Origin of the sequence: Nostoc sp. C057 (assembly GCF_013393925.1) — a bacterium.
GTDB classification, from domain to species: domain Bacteria; phylum Cyanobacteriota; class Cyanobacteriia; order Cyanobacteriales; family Nostocaceae; genus Nostoc; species Nostoc muscorum_A.
This window is the reverse complement of record NZ_CP040284.1, coordinates 42043-64430: the sequence shown is the minus strand read 5'-3', so window position 1 is coordinate 64430 and position 22388 is coordinate 42043. Positions and strand designations below refer to the sequence as shown.

At 42.1% G+C, this 22388-nt stretch carries 26 protein-coding genes; 16 read left to right on the top strand and 10 right to left on the bottom strand.

Annotated elements, in window-relative coordinates; all coding sequences use genetic code 11:
* Positions 1-81 precede the first annotated feature (81 nt).
* Positions 82-357, top strand: coding sequence for a hypothetical protein (locus FD724_RS33865; protein ID WP_179076082.1), 276 nt, complete (start codon positions 82-84; stop codon positions 355-357).
* A gap of 266 nt (positions 358-623) precedes the next feature.
* Here the strand turns inward: FD724_RS33865 and FD724_RS33860 are convergent, their stop codons facing one another.
* The 3 genes from FD724_RS33860 to FD724_RS33845 all read right to left on the bottom strand — a co-directional run bounded on the left by FD724_RS33860 (position 624) and on the right by FD724_RS33845 (position 2402).
* Positions 624-1247 (bottom strand): Holliday junction resolvase-like protein, encoded by a 624-nt coding sequence (locus tag FD724_RS33860; protein ID WP_179076081.1) that lies wholly within the window; start codon positions 1245-1247, stop codon positions 624-626.
* 104 nt (positions 1248-1351) lie between these two features.
* Positions 1352-1954 (bottom strand): tyrosine-type recombinase/integrase, encoded by a 603-nt coding sequence (locus FD724_RS33850; RefSeq protein ID WP_179076080.1) that lies wholly within the window; start codon positions 1952-1954, stop codon positions 1352-1354.
* A 214-nt stretch (positions 1955-2168) separates the two neighbouring features.
* A complete protein-coding gene (locus tag FD724_RS33845; protein WP_179076079.1) occupies positions 2169-2402 on the bottom strand; it encodes a 4-oxalocrotonate tautomerase family protein in 234 nt (77 codons plus the stop codon).
* Between the two features lie 132 nt (positions 2403-2534).
* Here FD724_RS33845 and FD724_RS33840 point away from each other — a divergent pair, with 132 nt between their 5' ends.
* Positions 2535-3218 carry a TetR/AcrR family transcriptional regulator gene (locus tag FD724_RS33840; RefSeq protein WP_179076078.1) on the top strand — a complete coding sequence of 228 codons (684 nt, stop codon included), beginning with the start codon at positions 2535-2537 and terminating at the stop codon, positions 3216-3218.
* A 243-nt stretch (positions 3219-3461) separates the two neighbouring features.
* Here FD724_RS33840 and FD724_RS33835 read toward each other — a convergent pair whose 3' ends face one another.
* The 3 genes from FD724_RS33835 to FD724_RS33825 all read right to left on the bottom strand — a co-directional run bounded on the left by FD724_RS33835 (position 3462) and on the right by FD724_RS33825 (position 4633).
* Positions 3462-3713: a hypothetical protein gene (locus FD724_RS33835; RefSeq protein WP_179076077.1), complete on the bottom strand. Its 252-nt coding sequence runs from the start codon at positions 3711-3713 to the stop codon at positions 3462-3464.
* A gap of 65 nt (positions 3714-3778) precedes the next feature.
* Positions 3779-4030 (bottom strand): DUF1816 domain-containing protein, encoded by a 252-nt coding sequence (locus FD724_RS33830; protein ID WP_256874671.1) that lies wholly within the window; start codon positions 4028-4030, stop codon positions 3779-3781.
* A 378-nt stretch (positions 4031-4408) separates the two neighbouring features.
* Positions 4409-4633, bottom strand: a complete 225-nt coding sequence (locus FD724_RS33825; protein WP_179076076.1) for a hypothetical protein — start codon at positions 4631-4633, stop codon at positions 4409-4411.
* A gap of 32 nt (positions 4634-4665) precedes the next feature.
* On the opposite strand from FD724_RS33825, the gene FD724_RS33820 reads away from it, so the two are divergent.
* Both FD724_RS33820 and FD724_RS33815 read left to right on the top strand, forming a co-directional pair.
* Positions 4666-5055: a response regulator gene (locus FD724_RS33820; protein ID WP_179076075.1), complete on the top strand. Its 390-nt coding sequence runs from the start codon at positions 4666-4668 to the stop codon at positions 5053-5055.
* Between the two features lie 269 nt (positions 5056-5324).
* Complete coding sequence (locus tag FD724_RS33815) at positions 5325-5636, top strand: hypothetical protein (protein ID WP_179076074.1); 312 nt, start codon at positions 5325-5327, stop codon at positions 5634-5636.
* Between the two features lie 286 nt (positions 5637-5922).
* Here FD724_RS33815 and FD724_RS33810 read toward each other — a convergent pair whose 3' ends face one another.
* From FD724_RS33810 to FD724_RS33795, 4 genes are all read right to left on the bottom strand, one after another.
* Complete coding sequence (locus FD724_RS33810; protein ID WP_179076073.1) at positions 5923-8901, bottom strand: DUF5906 domain-containing protein; 2979 nt, start codon at positions 8899-8901, stop codon at positions 5923-5925.
* Positions 8901-9140, bottom strand: a complete 240-nt coding sequence (locus tag FD724_RS33805; RefSeq protein WP_179076072.1) for a hypothetical protein — start codon at positions 9138-9140, stop codon at positions 8901-8903. The genes FD724_RS33810 and FD724_RS33805 overlap by 1 nt, the downstream gene beginning before the upstream one ends.
* 280 nt (positions 9141-9420) lie before the next feature.
* The gene (locus FD724_RS33800) at positions 9421-10143 is read right to left on the bottom strand and encodes a hypothetical protein (RefSeq protein ID WP_179076085.1); all 723 of its coding nucleotides are present in this window, start codon (positions 10141-10143) and stop codon (positions 9421-9423) included.
* 224 nt (positions 10144-10367) lie between these two features.
* Positions 10368-10547, bottom strand: a complete 180-nt coding sequence (locus tag FD724_RS33795) for a hypothetical protein (RefSeq protein WP_179076071.1) — start codon at positions 10545-10547, stop codon at positions 10368-10370.
* 239 nt (positions 10548-10786) lie between these two features.
* Between FD724_RS33795 and FD724_RS33790 the strand changes: the two genes are divergently transcribed.
* The 12 genes from FD724_RS33790 to FD724_RS33735 all read left to right on the top strand — a co-directional run bounded on the left by FD724_RS33790 (position 10787) and on the right by FD724_RS33735 (position 22350).
* Positions 10787-11902: a ParM/StbA family protein gene (locus FD724_RS33790; RefSeq protein ID WP_179076070.1), complete on the top strand. Its 1116-nt coding sequence runs from the start codon at positions 10787-10789 to the stop codon at positions 11900-11902.
* Positions 11903-11905: 3 nt separating this feature from the next.
* Positions 11906-12139 carry a hypothetical protein gene (locus FD724_RS33785; RefSeq protein WP_179076069.1) on the top strand — a complete coding sequence of 78 codons (234 nt, stop codon included), beginning with the start codon at positions 11906-11908 and terminating at the stop codon, positions 12137-12139.
* Positions 12136-12381 (top strand): hypothetical protein, encoded by a 246-nt coding sequence (locus tag FD724_RS33780; RefSeq protein ID WP_179076068.1) that lies wholly within the window; start codon positions 12136-12138, stop codon positions 12379-12381. Before FD724_RS33785 ends, FD724_RS33780 begins: the two co-directional genes overlap by 4 nt.
* Positions 12378-12614: a hypothetical protein gene (locus tag FD724_RS33775; protein WP_179076067.1), complete on the top strand. Its 237-nt coding sequence runs from the start codon at positions 12378-12380 to the stop codon at positions 12612-12614. The genes FD724_RS33780 and FD724_RS33775 overlap by 4 nt, the downstream gene beginning before the upstream one ends.
* An 8-nt stretch (positions 12615-12622) precedes the next feature.
* Entirely contained in the window at positions 12623-12817 is a 195-nt protein-coding gene (locus tag FD724_RS33770) for a hypothetical protein (protein ID WP_179076066.1), read from the top strand.
* 91 nt (positions 12818-12908) lie between these two features.
* Positions 12909-13352 carry a hypothetical protein gene (locus FD724_RS33765; protein WP_179076065.1) on the top strand — a complete coding sequence of 148 codons (444 nt, stop codon included), beginning with the start codon at positions 12909-12911 and terminating at the stop codon, positions 13350-13352.
* Between the two features lie 8 nt (positions 13353-13360).
* The gene (locus tag FD724_RS33760; RefSeq protein WP_179076064.1) at positions 13361-14032 is read left to right on the top strand and encodes a hypothetical protein; all 672 of its coding nucleotides are present in this window, start codon (positions 13361-13363) and stop codon (positions 14030-14032) included.
* A 73-nt stretch (positions 14033-14105) separates the two neighbouring features.
* Entirely contained in the window at positions 14106-14684 is a 579-nt protein-coding gene (locus FD724_RS33755) for a hypothetical protein (protein WP_179076063.1), read from the top strand.
* The gene (locus FD724_RS33750) at positions 14681-16504 is read left to right on the top strand and encodes a hypothetical protein (protein WP_179076062.1); all 1824 of its coding nucleotides are present in this window, start codon (positions 14681-14683) and stop codon (positions 16502-16504) included. The genes FD724_RS33755 and FD724_RS33750 overlap by 4 nt, the downstream gene beginning before the upstream one ends.
* 209 nt (positions 16505-16713) lie before the next feature.
* Positions 16714-17385, top strand: a complete 672-nt coding sequence (locus FD724_RS33745) for a response regulator transcription factor (RefSeq protein WP_179076061.1) — start codon at positions 16714-16716, stop codon at positions 17383-17385.
* Positions 17386-17535: 150 nt separating this feature from the next.
* The gene (locus FD724_RS33740; protein WP_179076060.1) at positions 17536-19836 is read left to right on the top strand and encodes a pentapeptide repeat-containing protein; all 2301 of its coding nucleotides are present in this window, start codon (positions 17536-17538) and stop codon (positions 19834-19836) included.
* Positions 19837-19845: 9 nt separating this feature from the next.
* Positions 19846-22350: an NACHT domain-containing protein gene (locus tag FD724_RS33735; protein ID WP_256874670.1), complete on the top strand. Its 2505-nt coding sequence runs from the start codon at positions 19846-19848 to the stop codon at positions 22348-22350.
* The last annotated feature ends 38 nt before the right edge of the window (positions 22351-22388 follow it).

Genomic DNA, 22388 nt, shown 5'->3' with positions numbered 1-22388 from the left:
AACAAAAATTATCTGACATCAAATGTATTCAAATTAGCTACTGGCATTTCAGTGGTATTATTTAATAGTAGCAGAAATTCAATGTTACTTTCTTCTATCACCATGCCTAACTCTGCTAATGTCGCACAAGTTTTTAGTACATTTGCTAACCTAACGAAGGAACTTAAGCCATTTATAAAAACAGATGACTTGAGAATCGCGTTTGATAGTGAAGGTAAGGTTTATCTTATTGGGGATGACTTTCAGGAGCAAATCCATGCCAATTTTTCATTGTGGCGTGAAGTTAAGAACGAAATAAGAATCTTGATTGCAAAACACCGTTCTCAGTATAAACCGGATGAAAAAACTAACCCTTAAATTCATGACCCGTATCATATCGATTTTGGTGTGATGCAGAGTTGAGTGATAGCGCTCAAGATAGGGTTAATCTGAGGCTGAATGCTTTGCAACAAGCTGGTTTGCCTTGATGTCGTTTAAACCCCTTTTCCCGCCAACGGACGCAATCGCTCTCGCGGGTTCATCTGGGGCTGAATAATTTACGGTAAGCTGGTTTGTCCAGCTAAACCTTTAGGTTTTTGGTAATGCAAAAACAAGCTTTTTTAATAACTTCGGGCTAAAGATAATTAATTTTTTCTCATCTCAATCCATCTAACTCTGTTGGCTTGGATTGCTTCTTTAATATATCTCTGACGCTTGTTTAAAGAAGAAGATCCTGTTTTTACCTCTATAAATAGAATTTCCCGTAGGTTATCTTCATCTAATCCATCAAAAACTACAAAAACTACAAAATCTACTGGACTACCTATAAATCTGGCATCTTTGGGATTGAAGGTAAATTCTGGAAGAAAAGGAATAAAGTGTTCCGTGACTTTTCCAGTAATTACAGATTGACTTCTCTGTATAGCATCTTGCCTAATAGTTTTGCTATTCTCATCTATCCATTGTTGAAGTAAAACTTGTGCTTCGCGTGTTGCAATTTCTATTTGCTGTTTTTTGATAGAGTCTACATCTTTAGAGCGCCACGACTCGTATTGCTCTCGTGCTACTCTTTGTGCCCGTTCATTTACAAGTATCTCTATTTCTTGTTGGGCAATATCTCGCTGTTCTCGCTTTATATACTCGTAATCTCTTTTTTTCCAGGTTTCATAATATTCTTTTGCTTTGTCCGGTACGCTAGCATTTACTCGGAAGAGTTGGTAGCCCAACCCGAAAATTATAATTATGAGAAAGAAGACAAGCCACTCCATTTGAAATACCAACTAATTTTAGTTAGATATTTTAAGTGCATTTATCATATTTTTGTTAAAAAAAATACATAATATTCAGATTTTAATCCATATTTCTCGACATTTTACAAATCACCCCAATCAAAATTCAGGAAGCGTCGAGCATTCAGCTTGGTATATTTTTCAGTGTGTTTGATATCGCGGTGTCCCAAAAAGTCTTGAATCTCTCTAGTGTTGTAACCCTGATTCACCAGATAGTAGCCGCAGGCATGGCGCATCATGTGACAGTGAACTTTGATATCAAGCCCCGCCTGTGCCGCCAGCCGCCCAATTAGTTTTCGCACCGCATCAGTAGACATCACCTCACCGCGCTCAGAAACGAATATATATTTACTATCAGGCAACATCTCTCTGAGTTGTTTGAGCAAAGTTATTTCATCATCTCTCAAGGGATGCACCCCAGAGTCACTGCCCTTTTCCCTGGTGATGAAAATCTGACGTTCGGCCCACATCAGTGCATCCCAGCGCAACCCGCACTTAGCCCCTACAGCTTCCCCCACCCTCAGACCGTGGCGAAACATGAGCAACATCAGTGTATAATCACGGTGAGAATAACGAGCTTTACGATCGAGCGCAGCATCGAGTAGCGATCGCACTTCACTTGGTGTAAGGTATTCTCTAGACCTGTAATGTTTGTTGGGTAGACGAGTTGGGGGTGGCAACCTCATTTATTATTGGTGGTAGTGTCCGGTGTACGCGTTCTATTATGGACAGTCTACTACGCCACGATCCCCATTACTCCGTTGAAAGTCGCGCCACAGCACAATTATTGCGAATAGTTATCAATACAGAATTAGCCAACGGGCCACGCTCAGTGACCCGATCCGCGAGGGGCCACACTTGCAACCACAGCGCGATGGTCGGGTTCGCTGCTGTGCTTCTTTAAGCGTTAACTTTGGACTTGCCAGCCGCAAGCGCCTGCACATCGTCGGTGGTGAGAGGAGCGCCACCCACTCCCCAGTCACCGCTCTTGACCTCTTCAATCACAACCCACGTCACTGGACGCAGGTTCTCGCCTTCGATCGACACCATCGTGTCAGTGAGCTTGCGGATCATCTCCTGTTTTTGGGCTGACGTGAAAACGCCTTCGATCAATTTTACATTCACTAATGGCATAAGTTTTCTCCAGTTTGTAATTAAGAGTAGCTATAAAGAAGAGTCTATAAAAGACGAACGTTCGTTCTTTTTCTTCTTTTGATTATGACGACCGTTCGTGCTATTGTCAAGTAATAAGTTTTGCATCAAGTCATGAGCGTTGCTTTATCATCAACAGCCAGTTCGTCAGACGGTGAACCCCGCCGCTTGAAAGGTCAGTCCAGTCGCGCTACTATTCTGCTCGCTGCGGCGAAGCTGGCAACAACGAAGGGGCTAACTGGCTTGTCACTTGGAGACTTGGCCTCTGAGGTTGGCATGAGCAAGAGTGGACTCTACGCGCACTTCAAATCCAAAGAAGAACTGGAGTTGGCGACGATCGAAACGGCAGCCGAGATTCTTGATCGTGAAGTGCTTCAGCCTGCAATGAGAGCGCAAGAGGGAACTTATCGGCTCAACGCACTGGTTGATTCATTTCTTTCGCATCTCGAACGCAAAGTTTTTCCGGGTGGATGTTTTTTTGCCTCGGTCGCCGCGGAACTCGACACGCGCCCCGGCCCGGCCCGCGATCGAGTCGTCGAGGTGCTAGGCAAGTGGCTTACATTATTGAGGCAGTGCATCCAAGAGGCGCAGGATTTGGGAGAGATAGATCCCAATGTGGAAGTTGCTCAAGTGGTTTTTGAAATTGAGGCTATGCTTTTGGCTGCGAATTTTCTTTTTGTCATGATGAACGACCCGATTCATCTGACACAAGCACGCAAGGGAGTGGAAAATGTATTAGCCCGACTCACGGTTAGTGCGGAGTCGAAGAAGAAACGAGCGGCGCACGGGATGCCATAATTCTGCCCCGATTAGAATCGCACAGCTAAATTAGTAGTGCTATAAAGTTTTTCAAGGTTAGGTTTTGTCAATAAAACAATGTAAACGTCTAGAAGCCTATATATTTCGTGACCGGGTTGAACCCACTCGACTCCGTTAATCTCTGCTTATCAATCCCAACCGCTACAACCGCGATTCTGGCGTTGGCTGATAAAATCTGCTTATAGTTGCAACGCTATTCCCACCATCAGGTGTAATCCGCTCTTAGTATTCATACCTCACTTCATATTCGCTAGCTTCATTGATGCTCCCTACTTGTTGGTAGATATCGCTTTGACTCAAGTAGATATCTTTTTGTTTTTCAACAGAAGATTCTAGCTTATAAAAATGTAAACGTATTTCTTTATTGACTGGGTTGAAAACTGTTTCTACGTATTTCAATCGCCAGGACACTCGAAAATTGTCGATCTGTGCAAACTCATAAATCTTATCTGGCTCAAAAATTAATTCACTCATAACAACTCTGATACAGTTTACAGTTCATTTTCGGCTGACGGAAATCCTCAAGGGCCTATTGTTACTTAGCTCACTTGTTCATCAAAAATCGTCAAGACATCAGGACGGCAGCGTTTAACGACGACTTTTATCCCCAAGGCTCCCTCGCTTTTAAGGTCATCAACGTATCCGGGGCAGGCAGCTTTCGCTTCAACAAAACTTTGAAAAGGCCCAAAATAGTAGATGCAGTCAGGGCATTGGGTGGTAACTTCTGCCCAGTAATCACTCTTCAGTCCTTGGATAAATCCTCGAAGTAAAAATTTGATTCTGTTAAACACAAAGGAAAAGGTGAGAATAATAGTTGCTATTAAACAGCATGACTATTGCTGTGATAGCTATCCTCTGCCGAAAGGATGAGGATATATAAAGTCAAATCGCCACTTACTTCTAGTCGAGTCACAAAGAATAAATTGAGAAATTTCTAGATTCTACGAACGCTAATATTCGGCTGTTTTCTCCCGAAGAAGCTTACGAGCAGATTAAGTCATTCTGGAAACAGTTAAAGCACAGCAAAAAAGGATTGAGGATTGATAACGACCTACCCGCATCCCTATGATGTTACTCTAATTCCGAGTGGCATCAAGAGAAACTCATTTTCGGCTAAAGGATACCACAATTTTTTTAATTAAAATCCTTCAATTACTGGTAATAAATTGCTAAATTCTCCAAAAGGGAGCAGATTCTTTTTGGCGCTTAAGTTTGTAAATTCTCACAGGTAAATCGTCATTACTCCATCCTGGTTCAATCTCTTCTGCATCAATGAGGGTTCGTAAGGCTTTATCAAGGATGCTGTAACTACAATCAGACGCATCCTTTAATTCTCCAGCAGTTTTTCCCCCAGAATGCAGATTTTCTAAGATGATTTTGTTGATATTATCCATAATTACTCACACTCGAAATTATTTTTCAATTTATGTCTGAGAACCCAGACCAAAATCAAGCCATAAAAAATATTTTGGTGTGCGATGATATTCCTGATAATACCGAATTAATCCAAATGATACTAGAGCAAGAAGGTTATAGGGTAAATGTTGCACATCGTGGGGCAGAGGCAATCAATCAAATCAAAAGTAATTCTTATGATTTATTAATTTTAAATATAATTATGCCAGATATGACTGGACATGATGTGATTCGTTACATTCGGCAAGAGTTACATTTAGATATTCCTGTTTTGTTTTTCACCGGTTTCTCCGAAGGATTATCTACAGATGAAAATGTAGTAGGAATTATCCTCAAGCCTATTGATTATGAGATGTTTGTGCAGCAAGTTAAATCAGTTTTTTCATCAAATTTGGGATGAAGCCAAATGCGCTTTATGTCTGGTAATTTGGTTATAAAAGTTTTGCTCAGTTAGTTTTCATGTTTTTCCCAAAAAATTGTGTTCAAAACTCATGACTCTATCATCAGGCAGAGTTAACAGTGTCATTGGAAAGACAAAAATTTATCCCCAAAAAATCTGGATTACATCTCATAGTAGAAGTTTCGCTACGAGCCAAGGGAAGTATCTTTAAAAAACAACTATTTTACATAGCTGTTATTGATAAAAACATCTGCTGAGATACAACTTTTATGCAATTTCTAGTATTTATCAGAACTGAATTCGGAGAGAGACACTGGAAAGGACAAGCCAACTCACTTCAGGAAGCAGAAGAACAAGCCATCGCCTCAATTAATACACGCATCAAAACAATAAGTGATACATCTTTACGCTGCAATTGGCACTGGCAAAATAATTCCGGATATAGCGATACTGAGTATTGCAATAGTTGCGGTAATCCTGTCTACTGGGATGGCGAAGAGTATTATTGCTCTTATTGCGCTCGCCAGTTGCGGTACTCCGAGGACTCTGGACAACTCTACTCACATGAGAAATCTGTCTAGACACCTTATAGAGGAACGCTAATGTACAGCTGATTATTTCGTGACTTCCTTGATAAGAGCCTTCAGCTTCTGTTTTCGGCAATATTTTATAAGTTGGGATAGATAAGCGCGAAGCGTTCACTAGCCTGAAAGCCAAACTAGGCATACTTTTATCTCATATAGACAAAGGCGATCACGTTGAATTTGTTACAAAAACTTTACATGGTGATAAATTTTGCGCGTATCTTGTCTTTACCCCTAATTGCGCTGAAATCACATAGAGCCTGACATTAGCTCCTGGCTTGACTCAGGCAATCACGAAGGCTTCACAGAAAGATGCATCTCTGTTCCCCTGCTCAGTTGCCACAGTAATAATCCCATTCTTTGAGTTGCAGTTAATCATTTCACCTGCGAACTTGACAGTGCCACTAAGCGATCGCACTTCAACTTGACAACCAACAAACCTTGCGATGTCCCCGCCGTCCTTTTCAATCTGCAACAGTGAGTATGAGTTCTCGTCCTCATTGGGCAATTCACCCGACCCACTTTCTAAGTCATCCGACCCAGTTACGACCCACTCACCGGGGCAATAATCATTACTGGGTAAGACTTCCGACCCACCCGACCCAGTTATGGGGGGGTATTCCTCCTTTTGCACTGGAAGAGAAGGCAATTCAATTTTCATATCTTCCTTTTCAACGTTACTTTCATGAAAGTTAGAAAAAGTGGGTCGGGTGGGTCGGGATGCTTGCTGTAGCTGGTTTTCTGGGTCGGTAACTGGGTCGTAACTGGGTCGGGTTTCGGTCAAACTGGGTCGGGTAACTTCAGTAATTCCAATTCCTTTGAGTATAGGAATATCTTTTTTCGCAATGTTGCAGTACTTAGTACCTCTAATGGCTTTGGGGAAAAGTTGCATAAATCTTGGAGCAACTTGGTTCGCCCCTTTAACATTCTTGTCACTGGGTCGGGCTTGGTCTATCCAGCTTCTCCTGTTGCCGTCAGAGTCCATAGTTAATGTCCCGTTTTGGATATACCATTGCTCCAACCTTGACCACAAAGCGCTTACCGCTATTTCTCCACCCTCTACGTAACCTATATTGTTGGATTCAATGAATTCAAAAAGATGATTATTTTCTTTCTGGAGATTGCGAAAAGCATCAGAAGTACAGCTATAATCTATGCCTTGTTCTATTAAATCCCTCAGCCCTTTTATCATCCTGTTTAGAAATGCTGGGGCTACGTTAGATTTAATGAAATCCAAGTCATAAACAAATCGAGAGTCAGCTTTTAACTCGTTTGGATTATTGGGGTCAGGGTTATCGGTGAAAGTCTTTCTAAACTCTAAAACTGCAATTCTATCTTCAATTGCTTTTAGTACTCCTTGAATTGCTGGAGTTTCATTTAAGTTAAAGATACCTATTCCATTCGGCGTAAATTCTGTATGGTCTTTCCCCTTGCGTTCATAATGTAATTTGTCTCCAGTAATGAAAAGCTTTAAACTTTGAATTCTATCAATTCTGCAAGTTTGGGCATTTTCTGAAGCCCAATTAACACGGCTACCCATTAATGAATGTAAATTAAATTTTCGACCTTCATCGTATAGCTGGAAGTCAGTCAGGGGAACAGATGTAAAGGCTTTCTCTTCCCCATAAATAGAGGACAAACACCTACGTAAAGCATCTTTACCATTAGAACCCAGACCAACTGCTAATAATGCCCTTACCTGTCTACCCTTAAATTTTCTGACAGTTTCTAAATCAAGAGATGCGGCTACGATCCTTATAAATATCTCTTGTTGTGGCTTATCCAAACATGATAGTAATTGCTCACAATAGGTATCATCTGCGTTAGGGTTATACTCAACTAATGGCTTGTAAGTGTAGTAATCCTCTGGTGTGTGCGGCTTTATTTCAACAGTAAAATCTTCTTTATCCCAAATAATTTTTAGGACTCCATTAGTGCAGTTCGTTCCGGGAGGGTTAACTAATTCTGGGTCGATTTCTGTTCGCAATTTTGCCCATTCAAGAACCTTTTTAACCCAGTTTGGTGTTGCATAAGGATATTCCTGCTTACCATTTCCATCTTCAATTGAATAAGAATCGCAAAAGTCAGTAATGCGCTTCCGTTCTTTGGAGTCTGGAGATAATTTGTAGTAGCTTCCAGTGTGAAAATAAAGTTCGTTGTTAATGGTAATCCAGTGCTTATCTGTGTACAAAGCGTGAAAAGCTTGCTGGGTGAAGTTTGTCCCTACAGAGTCATTATTTTGGACACTGGACACACTAGCTTCTATCTTTTGCCGTTCTGCCACGGCTGCATGAATTTCTTGCTCTAGCCTACGGATAAACTCTGGTACTTCCATCTGCCCCAAAATTTCTTTAATATCTGATGACTTATATGGTAAGCCAGGGCAGATATCATGGGGGTTAATTCCGATCAATGCGATTCCCACCTCGGCTGCACAGTCCTGGCAGGTTTGGAGTTTCTTTAAGCCAGTGTCATCGGCATCGTGCAGAAAAATGATTAATCCTATGCCTGAATCTTTCAGGAGTTGGTATTCTGGGGTGATGGTTTTTTTGTCCCATGCACTGCCTTGAAACGTAATCCCAGCAAGCCCATGCTCTCGACCAACTTCTACGCATCCCTCACCTTCATGCTGGAGTAGTGCCGGGGTTCCCGTCACAGATTTAGCGGCGGCGATCGCTTCATCAATGCGGTAAGCTTTCCAGGGTTCATCCCCTTTTCTCATCTCTGGTGTGCCGTCCGGGAGCCTGTGCCATTGGCGGAAGGATTTATCTTTTCCCTTCTCTTTGATGTAATCCGCCCATTCATAGCGAATTACCCATTGGGTTTGTGAGTAAGGATAGATCGTTTGTGTTGCATTCCCTGGTATTCCCTTTGGTAGCTTACAAGTTATGTTTTGAGTTTGGGGTATGTCAGTCGCCGCTTGGGTCAACATCACCAGCGCTAATTCACCATCTGGAATTGGCGCACTTTTGGGCAAGATTCTCTTGGGCTTCGCAGCCAAACGGTTTAGGGATGGAGTGTAATTAGCCCCTGCCCTTTCTGCCACTACTTCAGCCCAAGGTTTAATCGCCTCTCTGATGTCCTTACACTCACAATTATTGAAGCATCTGTACTTCCCGGTTTCTGGGACAATAGATAAGTCATTCCCGCCACAAACTGGGCAGATGTATTTATTTTTCTCTCTGGCTGGTTCTAACTTGTCTACAAAATTGCGAATATCAAAGGAGGCGAGTGCTTGCTGATTGGAGAATTGTGCAACCATTACGCGATACCTCCTTGAACATTATTTAATTTTTGACAATTGCTTAATACATAAGTTGGCGATTGTTTCGGTTGAGCCAGTGCATAGTTAGGCTGATGAAAGCGATCGCGATCGCAGACTGTAAATTCTTCTATTGAATAGCACCAGTCTGGTTTACCGCAGTGGGGGCAAGCGTTAGCAATAGTTGTGAATAGCAGCTTGCTGGTAGTATCAGTATGAAATAGCTGTTTTTTTGACACTTTACAAATCCTCCAGTATGTGTATGTAGTGGAGGAATTGGAGCTATCCCGTGGCAGTAATTTTCTAGTACAAACGTTCAAAAATCTAATTTGCTAAAATTCTTGAAACACTCTTTACATCTGGTGAGCCAGTATTACATTGGCTTTACACCTGATCGTGTAAGATAAAATTACTATTAGGGATACTAATTAGGCTGCGAAACCCAATCCCCAATTCCAATGGAATTAATTTTGAAAGCCCCGTTGTCCACACTGGACGAAGGGGTTTTCAACTTTTAGCCTATTTGTATTGGGCTAACCAAGCCCTAACAAACTCGATTACTTCCCCCTCTTGAATCACAAACATAGTACCTTTTCTCCTAAGAGCCAGAATTCTCATACTTCCCACGGACGAATATAAATGTTCATTGAGATTTGAAGCCGCTCTAGTAGGAGGCCATAGGGCTAAAACTTTTGCTGTTGGCGTTTTTGTAGCTTCACGAGAAGACATTGCGAACAAGTCTCTGTTTTTGTTAAGCCACTTTTCGTAATCAGCCAACTCAAGTAGTGGACAAGGTTTCCAGGTTGTCAAACCATTCTTATCCTTCTTTCTGAGTTGTAAAGCTTCCCTGGCTTCGTTGTAGACTACCTCCCTATCTCCTATCGAACGAATGGAGATAAACAGGTGAGTTGTTCGTGGAAATCTAATAAACAAGTCAATAGGGTTTTTCTCTCCTCCCGGAAATGGAAAGATTTCTATCCCCTGGCTTTTAAACTCTTGTAAAAGTAGGTCGGTTAATTTTTCCAACCGTGCAAGTTTTTGAATGATCACCAACGGTTTGTAAGCCAATGCAAAAGCAGCCCAGGCAGCCGGATTAATGAAGCTGCCAGATACCAGCGCAGTACCACCAACTGCTAGAGCAACAGTGGAGTAGTAATTTTTCGTCTCCCTAATCCACTTTAATGCTGCTTCGTTATGCAGCGGGAGTTGAAAATCGGTATGTGGGTCTTTCACGGCTAACATTGGCAGCATCAAAATTAATGATGTGAAATTAATACGGACTGTATTGATACTAATGCTTGACACTGCATTTCTGAACCAATAGCCATTTGTTAGACTCTTTATCCAGTGCAGGCAGTATCAAACGTTTTATATAGTCATCGTCATACTGGTTTGTTTTGATTAGTCTGTTTGTGTTCTGCGATCGCTTTTCAGCTTCACAGCGATTTTAGCGCAATGTTGCAACATCAAGTTAGTGAGACACCTCTTTTACTCAGATACTCTTTGATTGCTTCTTCAACCGCGTCTGTAATCTGAATTTCCTGATCCGTGCAGTAGAGGCGAAACTTTTTAGCTATATCTTTTGATATTAAAGCGGTTATTTGTGAATAGTCTGGATTATTACGTCTCCCCATGCCATTACTCATAAGATTTATTGCTTCATTTTACTGTTGCAATAACAAAACATCATTTAACACGCTGTTGCAACAACACAATATTGCGTTAACATGACATTAGCAAGCCAAAAAACGACGCAGAACAGAGGTGATAGAAGCCGGAAAGCGAAGTGAGGGCTAACCGCTAACTGGATATTTGGACTTAAGGCGATTCAGTCTCTAAATTCTCCAAAGCCAGAAAAATCAAGACTTTAACAATCATCTGAACCATGACAGCTATATATTCCAATGCCAAAAACTGGCTAGTTCAAGCAGACTTGTTAGCCAAATCCGGGCTAACTGACCTCATCGCCGGAAAAGATTCAGGTGCAGGGTATGGCAAGGCAATCATCGGTGATTTTTCTATCATGATGCCAGCCGCATACTCACTTGTTCGCAACCGCAACATCATGCACCACGAAACCATCTCAAAAGATGGGGCATGGCTTCGATATGTAGAAGGAACGCGCCTTGACTTAAAAGACGTTCAATTCTTCTGGGGCAGTGCGGCTCTAGCTCAAAGTGACCACACACTGTTACACGAGGACAAAGCCAAAAAAGCAGAACTGGCATTAGAAAGCATCCTTGCAGACTTAGCAGTTCTGAATATTCCCGATGGGTTCAAGCTAGAAATTAGTTTGAGCAACCATAACCCAGAACGCTGGGGCCAAGAGATTAAACGCAGAGTAGAAGGGACTCACACTTTTGAGCATCTGCACCCACTTACCCGTTCCATTGTCAGCAAGACAGTTGAAATCGCGGTTACAGGCATTTATCCCGAAGGATTTGGAAGCATTGCCCACTGCTTATTCGGTGAAGCATCCCTGGTACTTGACCCCTCAGAATTAGCGATCGCACTCGATATCGGTTCATCCACTTGGTTGATTACCGTGTTTAACGGGAGTGGTGCAGTTATAGACCGTCACTTGATTGAAGGTGGAGCGGGTGAACTGCATTCGATGATTGCAGAGGCACTAGACAAGCGAAACGACCGAGTAAGTCTGCTGTCCAAGGATGTGAAGCACTCACCCAGTTTGGTGAACCAGGGGATTATCGAAGGCACTTTTACTTATGGAGGCAACCATCTCACGGGCAAGAAGTTTGAAACCGAGTACAGCCAATGTCTAGATCAGTGGTGGAGTAACCGGATTGAGAAATTCGCCAACTTTGTGACTGCTGGCAATTATCTAGACCGCGCTAAATACCTTGTCGCCTGGGGTGGGGGTGTTTCCTTGCCAGTGGTGGATCAAAACTTAGCCGGTTTAGGCTTTGTGGTCTTGAATAATCCCCAATTCATCAATGCCTTGGGGTTGAAGCTATTAACTCAAATTTCAATTGGAGCTTAATCAATGAATTACGAATCTCGGCGTATAACCATCTCCTACTTAGCAGTAATTGAATTGTGCAAGATTTTTGATTTACCCCAAGATGCACCGACACAAGCATTATCAGCAGGTGTAGAGAAGTTAGTTTTTCAACACGGCAATGTGCAAGCATCGCCCAAAGTTGAAACTTCACTTTCTACACAGCCCAATAAATCGGCACTTAGCGCAATGGTCACTAATTTCAAAGGGGCAGCATGAACAGAACCACATTCAGAAATACGGTTTTAGGCATTGGAGCAACAGCAGCAGCGTTAGCCCTTGGCTATTTTGGAGTCCAGCAGTTTGGCAGAAACAATATGTTCACCATTGCCGCAGCTGTCGGGGGTGGAGGTGCAATCAGCTATGTACTTCAAAAGCCGAACCAGCCACAATCCCCAAGTAATCAGCCAGAACCCCAACCCACACCGATGAAAACCCAAAGAAAAGGAAGGAAGTCATGAGCGACCAAGACACCCAAAAGACACAACCAAGCCTAACAACAACCGAAATCATGACCATCATCCTCGGTTGCGAACAGACTCTAAGGTTCGTGCAAGCATCGCCAAATTACAAGCAAATCGAAGCCTCCGAACGGTTCAGTACATCGAATGACTTAAAGATGGGTGATGCCGTTCAAGCCTTGATGGAGATTCACGAAGCGATTCTAAATATCGAGTTTTATTCGCAAGTTTGAGGGAGCAAATGTTAGAAACGACAGCCCTACAACGTAACCACTTGTATGAATTCCGTGGTCAACAATTGCGCTACAGCCACCGTTCTAATTGTCGAGTCAATGCCCCTTTCATATTCATTGACTCGAAAGGCAAACGAAAAGAATTAAGTCAAAACCAAGTGCAGAGGGAGGTTTTTGAACTTGTTGAGTTTTGTGAAAACTGATGATGAAGCGATTGCCTCCACCGACCAAAGTAAGTGCAATCGCCTCACCCGAAAGTGCATCAAGTACACATCGTTACAAGGATCTTAACAAATGACACTTGACTACAGAAATCCCCACGATTGGGGCAAATCGCCGCTAACTGACCGCGCCCTGAGATTAGTTCAATTCAAAGCCGAAAATCCTGAAGAATGGGCAGCAATGATCTCAGCAGATATTCAGGCACTCTCCACACCGTTAGAAGAAAGTGAAGATTACCCACCTTTCACCGGAACTGAATTTCTAGCAACTCATTCAACCATCGATGACCATCCATACTCTGCTGCATTTGGTCAATTCTTGGGTAATGGGATTGACCCTGACATTGCAAATACTTTGGCATTTGGTGAGAACCGATTTGATTTAATCTCTGAAGATTTTGATGATCCAATACGGCAACTAGCAACGAGAATTTATAGCCGATTTGAAGAGATGGGTTACTGGGATAAGTTGCCCCAATCATCCAGCAATATCGACTATGACTACATCCCTTATTAGGAGATAAAATGGCACGTAATTTTGGAGCAGCAAAACTCAAAAACCATATACCCACCACTGCCCCAGGTACTTTAGGAGCAATGGGGAGACTGTTTGATGTCTCAGAATCGGACTTCAACAAAGCCCTCCTTGGCGACCAAACGGTAATCACCAAAATTGCAGATATGGCGCGACTGTCTGACACAGCTAAGGCTAATCTGCCTAAAGCTTTGGAGGCATACCGCAAAATTATCGAAACAACTGGGGATGTAAACCAAGCCTACGCTGAACTGGTGCAATTGACCCAGAAGCACGGTACGCAAACCCTGAAAGCTATCAACACCAGTAAAACAGGAGAGCAGCGTTTCAAAAACGAGATGACCGAGATGCAGGCAGAACACGTCAACGCCACCACTGCCGAGGCAACCCGTCACGCGCAACGCTCATCCTTGATTCAGATATCTGGGGCTACTGCGGATTTGATGGCGATCGCAAAATATGAGGCTGATTTAATCAAAGCTTCTAACAAGCTGCCTGAGACACAAGACGCGGCGGATCGCGCTTATGAAACTGCGGTTACTAGCGCACTGTGGACTAATGGCAGTGAAGCGAAAACCGACCGCATACCAAAGCCTAATTACTCGCGCACTGCTGGCATTAGCCGAGTAGGGCAGTGGTTTCGCAATTTTATGGGCATCTAACCCATAAGTAAGTCGGAAAGCCAGTTGTTAGCAAAAACTCTGGCTTTTTCTGTTTCACCCACGCGAGGTAAACATGAATGAAATTGATTCCCTATTATCGCAGTTCCAAAATACCAGCGAACAGTCCACACCGTTAATGTGGGGTGAAACTACTTCAGAAAAACCGACCCCGGAGAGCGAAGACGGCGAACGGTTAGAGCAATCCATTCGTGATGTCTTCAGTAACAAACAACTGCTAAACAAAGCACTGGCTACATTCTTGGGAGTGTTCACTGCCAATGCTGGAGTCAGCCTACTAACGAGTTTGGGAATTGGGGCAATGGCTTCTGGCACATTGGGCAGCATTGTACTGGGGCTATTCTTCGCCAATACCCTGACCAAGCTTCACTACGACGGACAAATCCACATTGACAAAGATTTTTTGGTAGCGACCGCCCAAACCGCAAGTGTAGGAGCTTCGCTGTGGATTGCCTTTGATGAATATAGGGCAGTGTCAGAAGCAACTAATACAGGTAAGACACGGTTCTATCAGGAGGTTAAAACCTACGAAGTTAAGCCAACTCCCAAGAGTGAAATACCTTGGGGCTTGATTGGGGTAGGTGCTTTTGTGTTGTTGGTGATTGCAGCAATCGTCAGGGGAACAAACCAATGAAACGCAAACAATTTGAAGAATACTTGCGTTCAGGAACAGCCAACAATATTACTGTGGGGGTGCTGGCAACCATTGGGTTAATTTGTGGGGCAAAGTCATTTACAGGAACTCAAATTAGTTTGGTTGAATATTGCTTCATCCCCTCAACGCTCACCAAGCCGGTTAACCGTCAAAGGTACTGCACTCCCAACAAGCGTTACATAATGCCAGAGTCGGAATTTTATGCTGAAGCTTACACACCAGCTAACCCAGAGTTTCAACGTGATAACTTCCTGCCAACCAAAGCAACTAGATTAAGAATAATCCCCCCAAGTAACCCTGATAAGGCTTTGTGGGGATTAGCTTCAGTGTTTTTTCTAGGAGGAGCCTATGGGTTATCCAAAGCTAGGGAATGGCGATTAGTCCAACTAATGCCTTCAGTTAGGGAAGAAATTCGTAGCAACTGGTTAATTTCTAAACTTTGGTACGGGTTAAGGCTTCATAAGGAAGCATATAGCGCACAACTAGATTACGAATTCCACCAATGGACGGAGAATCGACGGGTCAGAGCAGCACAGTTGTCAAAAATGACACCGCAAGAGTTAGCCATCTTTCAAGAGCAGGTACGTTTGAGGGCGGAGGCAGAGGCACGGGTGCAACTGCAACAGGCGACTGGTCAACCCGCCGGGGCATTACCAGGGCAATCAATGCAGGATATCGCCAGGGGTGACGATAAAGTTACTGGGGAGGAACAGCAGGCGTTACAGCAGAATACTGCCCATAGTCTTCACCCATCAGAAGCTCTTGCCCTGAATACTTTGCAAGCTCTAGCCAGAGCAGATAGTTCCACTGCTTTAGTTGCCGCACCGGGAAGCGGTAAATCAGTAACCCTCAATTACTTAATTGGGCGGATTTTGGCTGATTCCCCAGGGGCGGACATCTGGGTAATTAGTGCTAAGAATGATAGTTTTTGCGGTTTACGAGAGAAGGAGAGAGTAATTGTCTTTGACGGGGAAAACCCAGACCTAGCCAAAGAGGTAATTGACAACTTTTACACCGACTACAAAAAGCGTAAACAGCTACCAGAATCAAAGCGCGAATCCTTACCACCACTGATTCTAATTCTGGATGACTGGTTAGTGATTGCTGATCAATTAAGTAAGCATTACTCTGACTGGAATTATGGGGGTAAATTACTTGATGTTCTGCTGATTGGTAGAGAGTTTAATACTAAGTTTATTGCTTCCCTACAGTCTTTTAATCTGGCAGCATTGGGCATTGAAAAAATGGATGCTCAAACGAGAATGTGCTTGAATTTATTGCTGTTAGGTAATAGGTATATCAAGAATGGAAGGGAGCAAGAATCTTATGGGGTGCTGGAGTTGATTTTAAATAGAGGTGACATTATCCCAGGTAAGCAAGAACGGGAGCAAATTAAATCTAAATACTTGGATATTAAAGCAGTCTCTTATAAAAACTTGCGCCCAGTTATGATTGCTTCCGTTGGGGGTTTTATTGTGGCATTAATGCCCCAATTATCTAATCAAGTCAAGCCGATTGCTTCGGAGCAGGAATATCTAGATAGAGTATTTAACCTGGAATTTAATTTAAGTCCGGCTCACCAGATACATCCCAAACCATTATCTGAAGTAGCGAAAAAGATTTATGAATACTTCCAGAATGTCAAGACTAAAACCCCAAAAACATTACGTGATTTGAAGAAGGCAGACAGGTTATCTGGTTATTCAGAGCAAGAATTAATTGATGGATTAGCTGAATTAGTTAAGACTGATCAGGTAAATTCTGACGCTCCTGATAGCTACTCCCTACCTGATTGGTGAAAGTCATGCCGTGATGCCGTGGTAACACTAACAGATGTTTTACTGGCTTTTATGGCTGTCTACGGCATACGGCAGTAATCACGGCAATCCATGCCCTGTATAGGTCGTAGCCTACGGCACTGCTACGGCAGCACGGACACCCACGGCAGAAGCATCAATAATAAGTCCGCCAATAAACAGCCATTTATTATTAGAGGATTAATAAAATCATGCTGAAAATAGTAATTGTTGAACCAGAAACATTCACACTCTTAGGCATCAAAAGCGCTATTGAAAAATCTCCAGATATAGAAGTAACTGGTGATGCCTCCAGTGGAAAGCTAGGTTTTAAATTAATTGAACAGACCAACCCTGATGTTGTGTTAGTTGATTTACTCTTACCCGACATGAGTGGTTTAGAACTGACTAGCTCAATCAAAAGGAAAACTAATAGTAAAGTGGTGATTTTTACTAATCAGACTCATTCAGACTTTATTAAGTCAGCTTTTCGTCATGGTGCTGATTCTTATATGCTCAAAAGTGCTGATATAGAATTGATTGAACTAGCCATCAAGAGAGCTTACTCTGATGAATGTCTACTCGACCCCAAGCTGGCTAAAAAACTGTTAAAAAACCTTGATAAAAATAGATATATTGACCCTAGTTTTGCTGACAAAAACTTGCTTGACTCTCCCACCGAACGACAAATACAAGTCCTGCGTTTACTGGCTCAGGGTTTAGCTTTTGAACAGATTGCCAAAGAAATGTTTCTCTCTGTTAGTACAGTCAAACGTTATGCCAGTGATTTGTACAGTAAATGGCACGTCAAGAACAGTTATGAGGCGATAAAAAGAGGGGCGATGCTCGGTTATATTGACTATAACTTGATTGTGAATGAATGATGTATTGGTGGGGAGAGCGAAAGGATTAAGTCGGGGATTGAAGCATAAAAACTGGCGTTAAGAAAAAAGAATCGCTTTAAAACGTTAAAATTCTGGAATTGTTCATAATATATCTGTATCCAAAAAGAAATTTGTATACTGTTTTTAACCATGCCCCAGGACTTCTCCGGTCAAAATCTCAGAGGGCGCTCTTTCAAAGGTCAAAACCTTGAGGGGGCAAACTTTAGTGGTGCAGATATCAAGAGTGCAGATTTTACGGGGGCTAATCTAACAGATGCAAACTTTAGCCATGCCAAAGCGGGACTGCAAAAGCGTTGGGCTATCCTTTTGACCTGTACTTCCTGGCTATTGGTGGGAATATCGGGGTTTTTCTCAGCTTTTGCTGGTAATTTAGTGCAATCCCCATCTCACAGTAATTTAGATAGCTGGATTGGAAGTTTGATTTTTAGTTCGATTGTAAGTTTGACTGCCTGGATCGTACTAATCTTTTTCTTTAAAGTCATAATTAGTAAAGGAATAAATGAAGCTTTCACCATCGCCGTCCCCTTCGCCATCACTACAGTCGTCGTCGTAGTTATCACCGGAGCCACAGCTGCAAGTCAAATGCTGTCCAGATTAAAGGCTATCCCCAAAAACGAAGTTTTAAGCACACCCTCCCTCGAATTCTTTAAGAGGATTCTATCCGTCATGAACAGTAACGCCGTCGCTGTACCCTACGGCGTTGCTATTGCCGCAGTCTTTGCTCTTGTCGCAGTCGCTCTGGCACTCCTCATCGCCATCACCGGAGCTACAGCCGTAGCCAAAGCTAAAGCCATCACTGGAACTACAGCCGTAGCCAAAGCTAAAGCCGTAGCCGTCCCTGAAGTCCTTGCTCTTGCCTTTGCCGTAGCCGGAGCCACAGTCGGAGCTTGCTTCATGGTCATTGCCGGAAGTACAGACGTAGCCGCAATTGAAGTTAAAGCCGTAGCCGCAGCCGTTATACTTTCTTTGTTTAATATCTGTATTGCTCGTCAAGCATTTGAAGGAGATAAAAATGCCATTATCCGCACCACAGCAATCACACTCGCGGCATTTGGCGGTACAAGCTTTCGCAAGGCTAACTTAACCGATGCTAATTTTATAAGAAGCTCATTTAAAAGTACAGATTTTAGAGAGGCTAATCTGACTCGCACTTGTTTCAACAAAACGGAAAAACTTGACTGTGTTCGCCCTGGTACAACTTACTTGCAAAAAAGGCAAGTGGTAAACGTGTTAATAACAGGAAAGGGACAAGAAAAAAACTTTGACCGTGAAGACTTGCGAGGAGTAAATTTTACTGGAGCTAATTTAGTAGATGCCAGTTTTATTGGTGCAGACCTCAGTCAAGCGAATTTACAAGACGCAGATTTATCCAGGGCAAAGCTAGTCCAAACACAACTTAATGGAACTGATTTAACAGGGGCTACTCTCACCGGGGCATACATTCAAGATTGGGGCATTACCACCGACACCAAATTTGATGGGGTGAGATGTGAATACGTTTATATGCGACTTCCTACAAAAGAAAACCCTGATCCACTTCGCAAACCTGATAATAACAAAGAAGTATTTGCAGATGGGGAGTTCGGAGAATTTATTCAACCAATATTTGACACCCTTGACCTCTACCACAACCAAGGTGTTGACCCCAGAGCGATCGCAATTTCCTTTAAGCAATTAGCAGAGAATCACCCTGATGCGGAGCTAGAGATTGTAGCAATGGAAAAACGGGGGGAGGATAAATTTCTGCTTCGTGCCAAAACAGCGATCGCGGCTGATAAGTCCCAACTAAGTGCAGAATATGTTGCTACTTATAATGAGATAAAAAGCTTGCCAGAGCGAGAAATTAGATTACTCTTATCAGAAAAAGATAATCAAATCCGCAGATTAGAGAATATGGTAATGACGGCGTTAGAGCGCCCTAGTTTTTATTCAAATGTAGAACAGGTAGGTTTTATGAGTAACAATCCCGGTGGCTTTTCAGTTGGTGGTTCAGTTGGCGGCAACGTCAACAACGTTCAAGGTAATAACAACCGCGCAGTGCAAGGGGACAATAATCAGGCTGTCCTTGGTGACAATAATCAAGTAACTCAACAAAATCAAGTGGGTGCAGACACCGGAGAATCACTCACTAAAGAGGATGTTATAAAGTTATTGGCTCAACTGGAAACTTTGATTAAAGGGGCAGAGCTACCAGCCGACACCAAAGAAGAATTAGTTGAAGACTTAAGTGCTGCTAAGAAAGCCACAGACAAAGAAGAACCAAATAAGCAACGAGCTTTAGAGCGTTTGGGAACTGTGGCAGAAACACTTGAAAAAACTAGCAAGAGTGTAGAGGCAGGTCAGAAAATCTGGACAACAGCCAAGCCGATTATTGTGAAAGTTGCAACTTGGTTAGGTGTTGCTGCTGGTTCTCACCTGTTGGGATTGTAGAACTGAATTATGAGTCAGCAGCTACCAGAAAACTCTGATTCGCAACAGCCTGATGTAAATTCAACGCAACAGGCTGATAATTCTACACCTCAAAATGTAGTTCAAGGAAATCAAAATCGAGTAGTTCAAGGTGATAATAACAAATCTGTTTTAGGTGACAACAATACAGTAGTTCAAGGTAACAATAACTGGCTAGGTAATACCTGGAATATTTTCTTTGGTCAGCAGACAACAGCACCAGTAGGCGACCCTGCCAGACCAAAGAACGAGCGGTTACTACTAGCAGCAGTTAAGGAAGAAATTACAGCACGGTTAAGGCAATCTCTACACAATGCCGTGCTAATTAATTTGGGGAAGGAATCACAACCCCAGCAGGTAAAACGCCCTTGGGATGCTGAGATAAAAATTGGCTTAAAGCCGGCTGAACCTCTTCCAGATACCACAACTATTTTGTCAGTTTTTGAGTCAGAAGAAATTGCAGGGAAACTGTTAATATTGGGTGCGCCAGGATCAGGAAAGACAACTACACAGTTAGAATTGGCTCAAGCTTTAGTCAGTCGTGCGGAAGAACAGCCTGAGTATCCCGTTCCTGTTTTATTCAATTTATCGTCTTGGAAAAATGACCGACAATCTATAACTGATTGGTTGGTGGCAGAACTGAAATCAAAATATGGTGTCTCAAATAAACTTGGTAAAGAGTGGGTAAACAATCACCAATTACTGCCGTTGCTTGATGGTTTGGATGAACTTGAACCACAACGTCAAGAACTTTGCGTCCAGGCAATTAATCAGTTTTTAACAGGCGAAACTAGACCGTTTTCTCTAGTCGTTTGTAGTCGAAGTGAAGAATATAGTAACTACTCAACTCAATTGCAACTTAACGGTGCTATTTACTTACAGTCTTTAACCAACAATCAAATTTGTGATTATCTAACGTCTATAAATTATATAGAACTTTGGTCAACTATCAGTAACGATTTAGATTTACTAGAGTTAGTTAAAACTCCCTTACTACTCAGCATTACTGTTTTAGCGTCTCAAGAAATATCTGTTGAACAATGGCAGCATTTGAACTCTACAGCAGACCGGATTCAGTATTTGCTAGATGCCTATGTAGGGCGGATGTTGACACGGGATACTAACAGTAGTGCCTATTTGAAGAACAAAATTCCTAATGCTAGACAAACGCGAATTTGGCTTGTTTGGTTAGCTCAACAAATGCAGCGAGAATCAAAAACGGAGTTCTTTATTGAAGAAATGCAGCCTAGTTTATTAAAGAAAAAATTTTATAAAGTTATTTACAATATCATTTTTTTTGAAGTTATACAAATCCTGATTATAGGATTATTTTCGGGAGTAATTATTGTAATTAGTATACTGTATACAGGACTAAGTTATGTTTCTTCTAATCTACTTTATTATACAGAAATAATGATTTATGGACTGATTTCTGGAATAGTTTATGGACTGATTTCTGGGCTAATTAATGGATTATTTGGTGAGAGAATAGAGTATAGGCTGGAAAGAGTTATTTTAAATAAATCTAAAAATATTTTGAACATAAAAATGATAAAATGGTTGATTTTAGAGTTATTTGCTGGACTAATTTTACTGATAAATAATGGGCTGATTAATGGGCTTGCTCATGGGCTTGCTAGTGAGATGCTTAATCAGACGGTTAATATTATTATGTCTGACAATCTGGTTTATGGGATAGTTTCTGGGATTGGTAATGGGTTAGATGATGGGCTAATTGATGGATTATCGATTAGTGGTGGAATTACTCCTTTATATCAAAGTCTATTTCTGGAAATAATCAAATGGTTGTTTTTTGGATTATTCTTCGGGTTATTCTTTGGGCTTACCGGAGATAAAATTGTGACAATAGATACCCTAAAATTTTCTTTTAAGAAGTTTTTATTTTCCATTTTTGGAGGCTTGTCTTTAGGGTTAATCTTTGGGGTATATATTGTCATCAATTGTTTATTTATTGAATCTTTTGTTTCGATGGAGATTCTAGTTTTTTTTCTGTTTTATGGTCTATTTTTAGGGTTAATTTTGGGATTTTTTGTATGGCTAATATTTGGTTTTGAAAATATAGAATTTGCCACTAAACGTATTTCTAACCAAAGCATTTGGAACTCAGCTAAGAATACACTAAACTTATTAGTGTTGACATGTCTATCGACATGTTTATTCTTCACAACATTACTCTATTTTATTCAACAAATTCAACATACTAAGAATAGTTTGAATGAAAGTTTAATTTTAAGCTTAGTGCTTGGATTATTTTTAGGATTATTAATAGGTATACCTAGAAGCGGCACAGCCGTTATTCAACACTTCACCCTACGCCTCATCCTCTACCGCAACGGCTACATCCCCTGGAACTACGCCCGTTTCCTTGACTACTGCACCGAGCGATTATTCCTCCAGCGTGTTGGTGGCCGCTACCGCTTCATCCACAAACTGCTGCAAGACCACTTCGCCCAAATGGAGTTCAAACGGGATTAGGAAGATACTACCAATTCACGCGGGGAGAGTCATAGTCA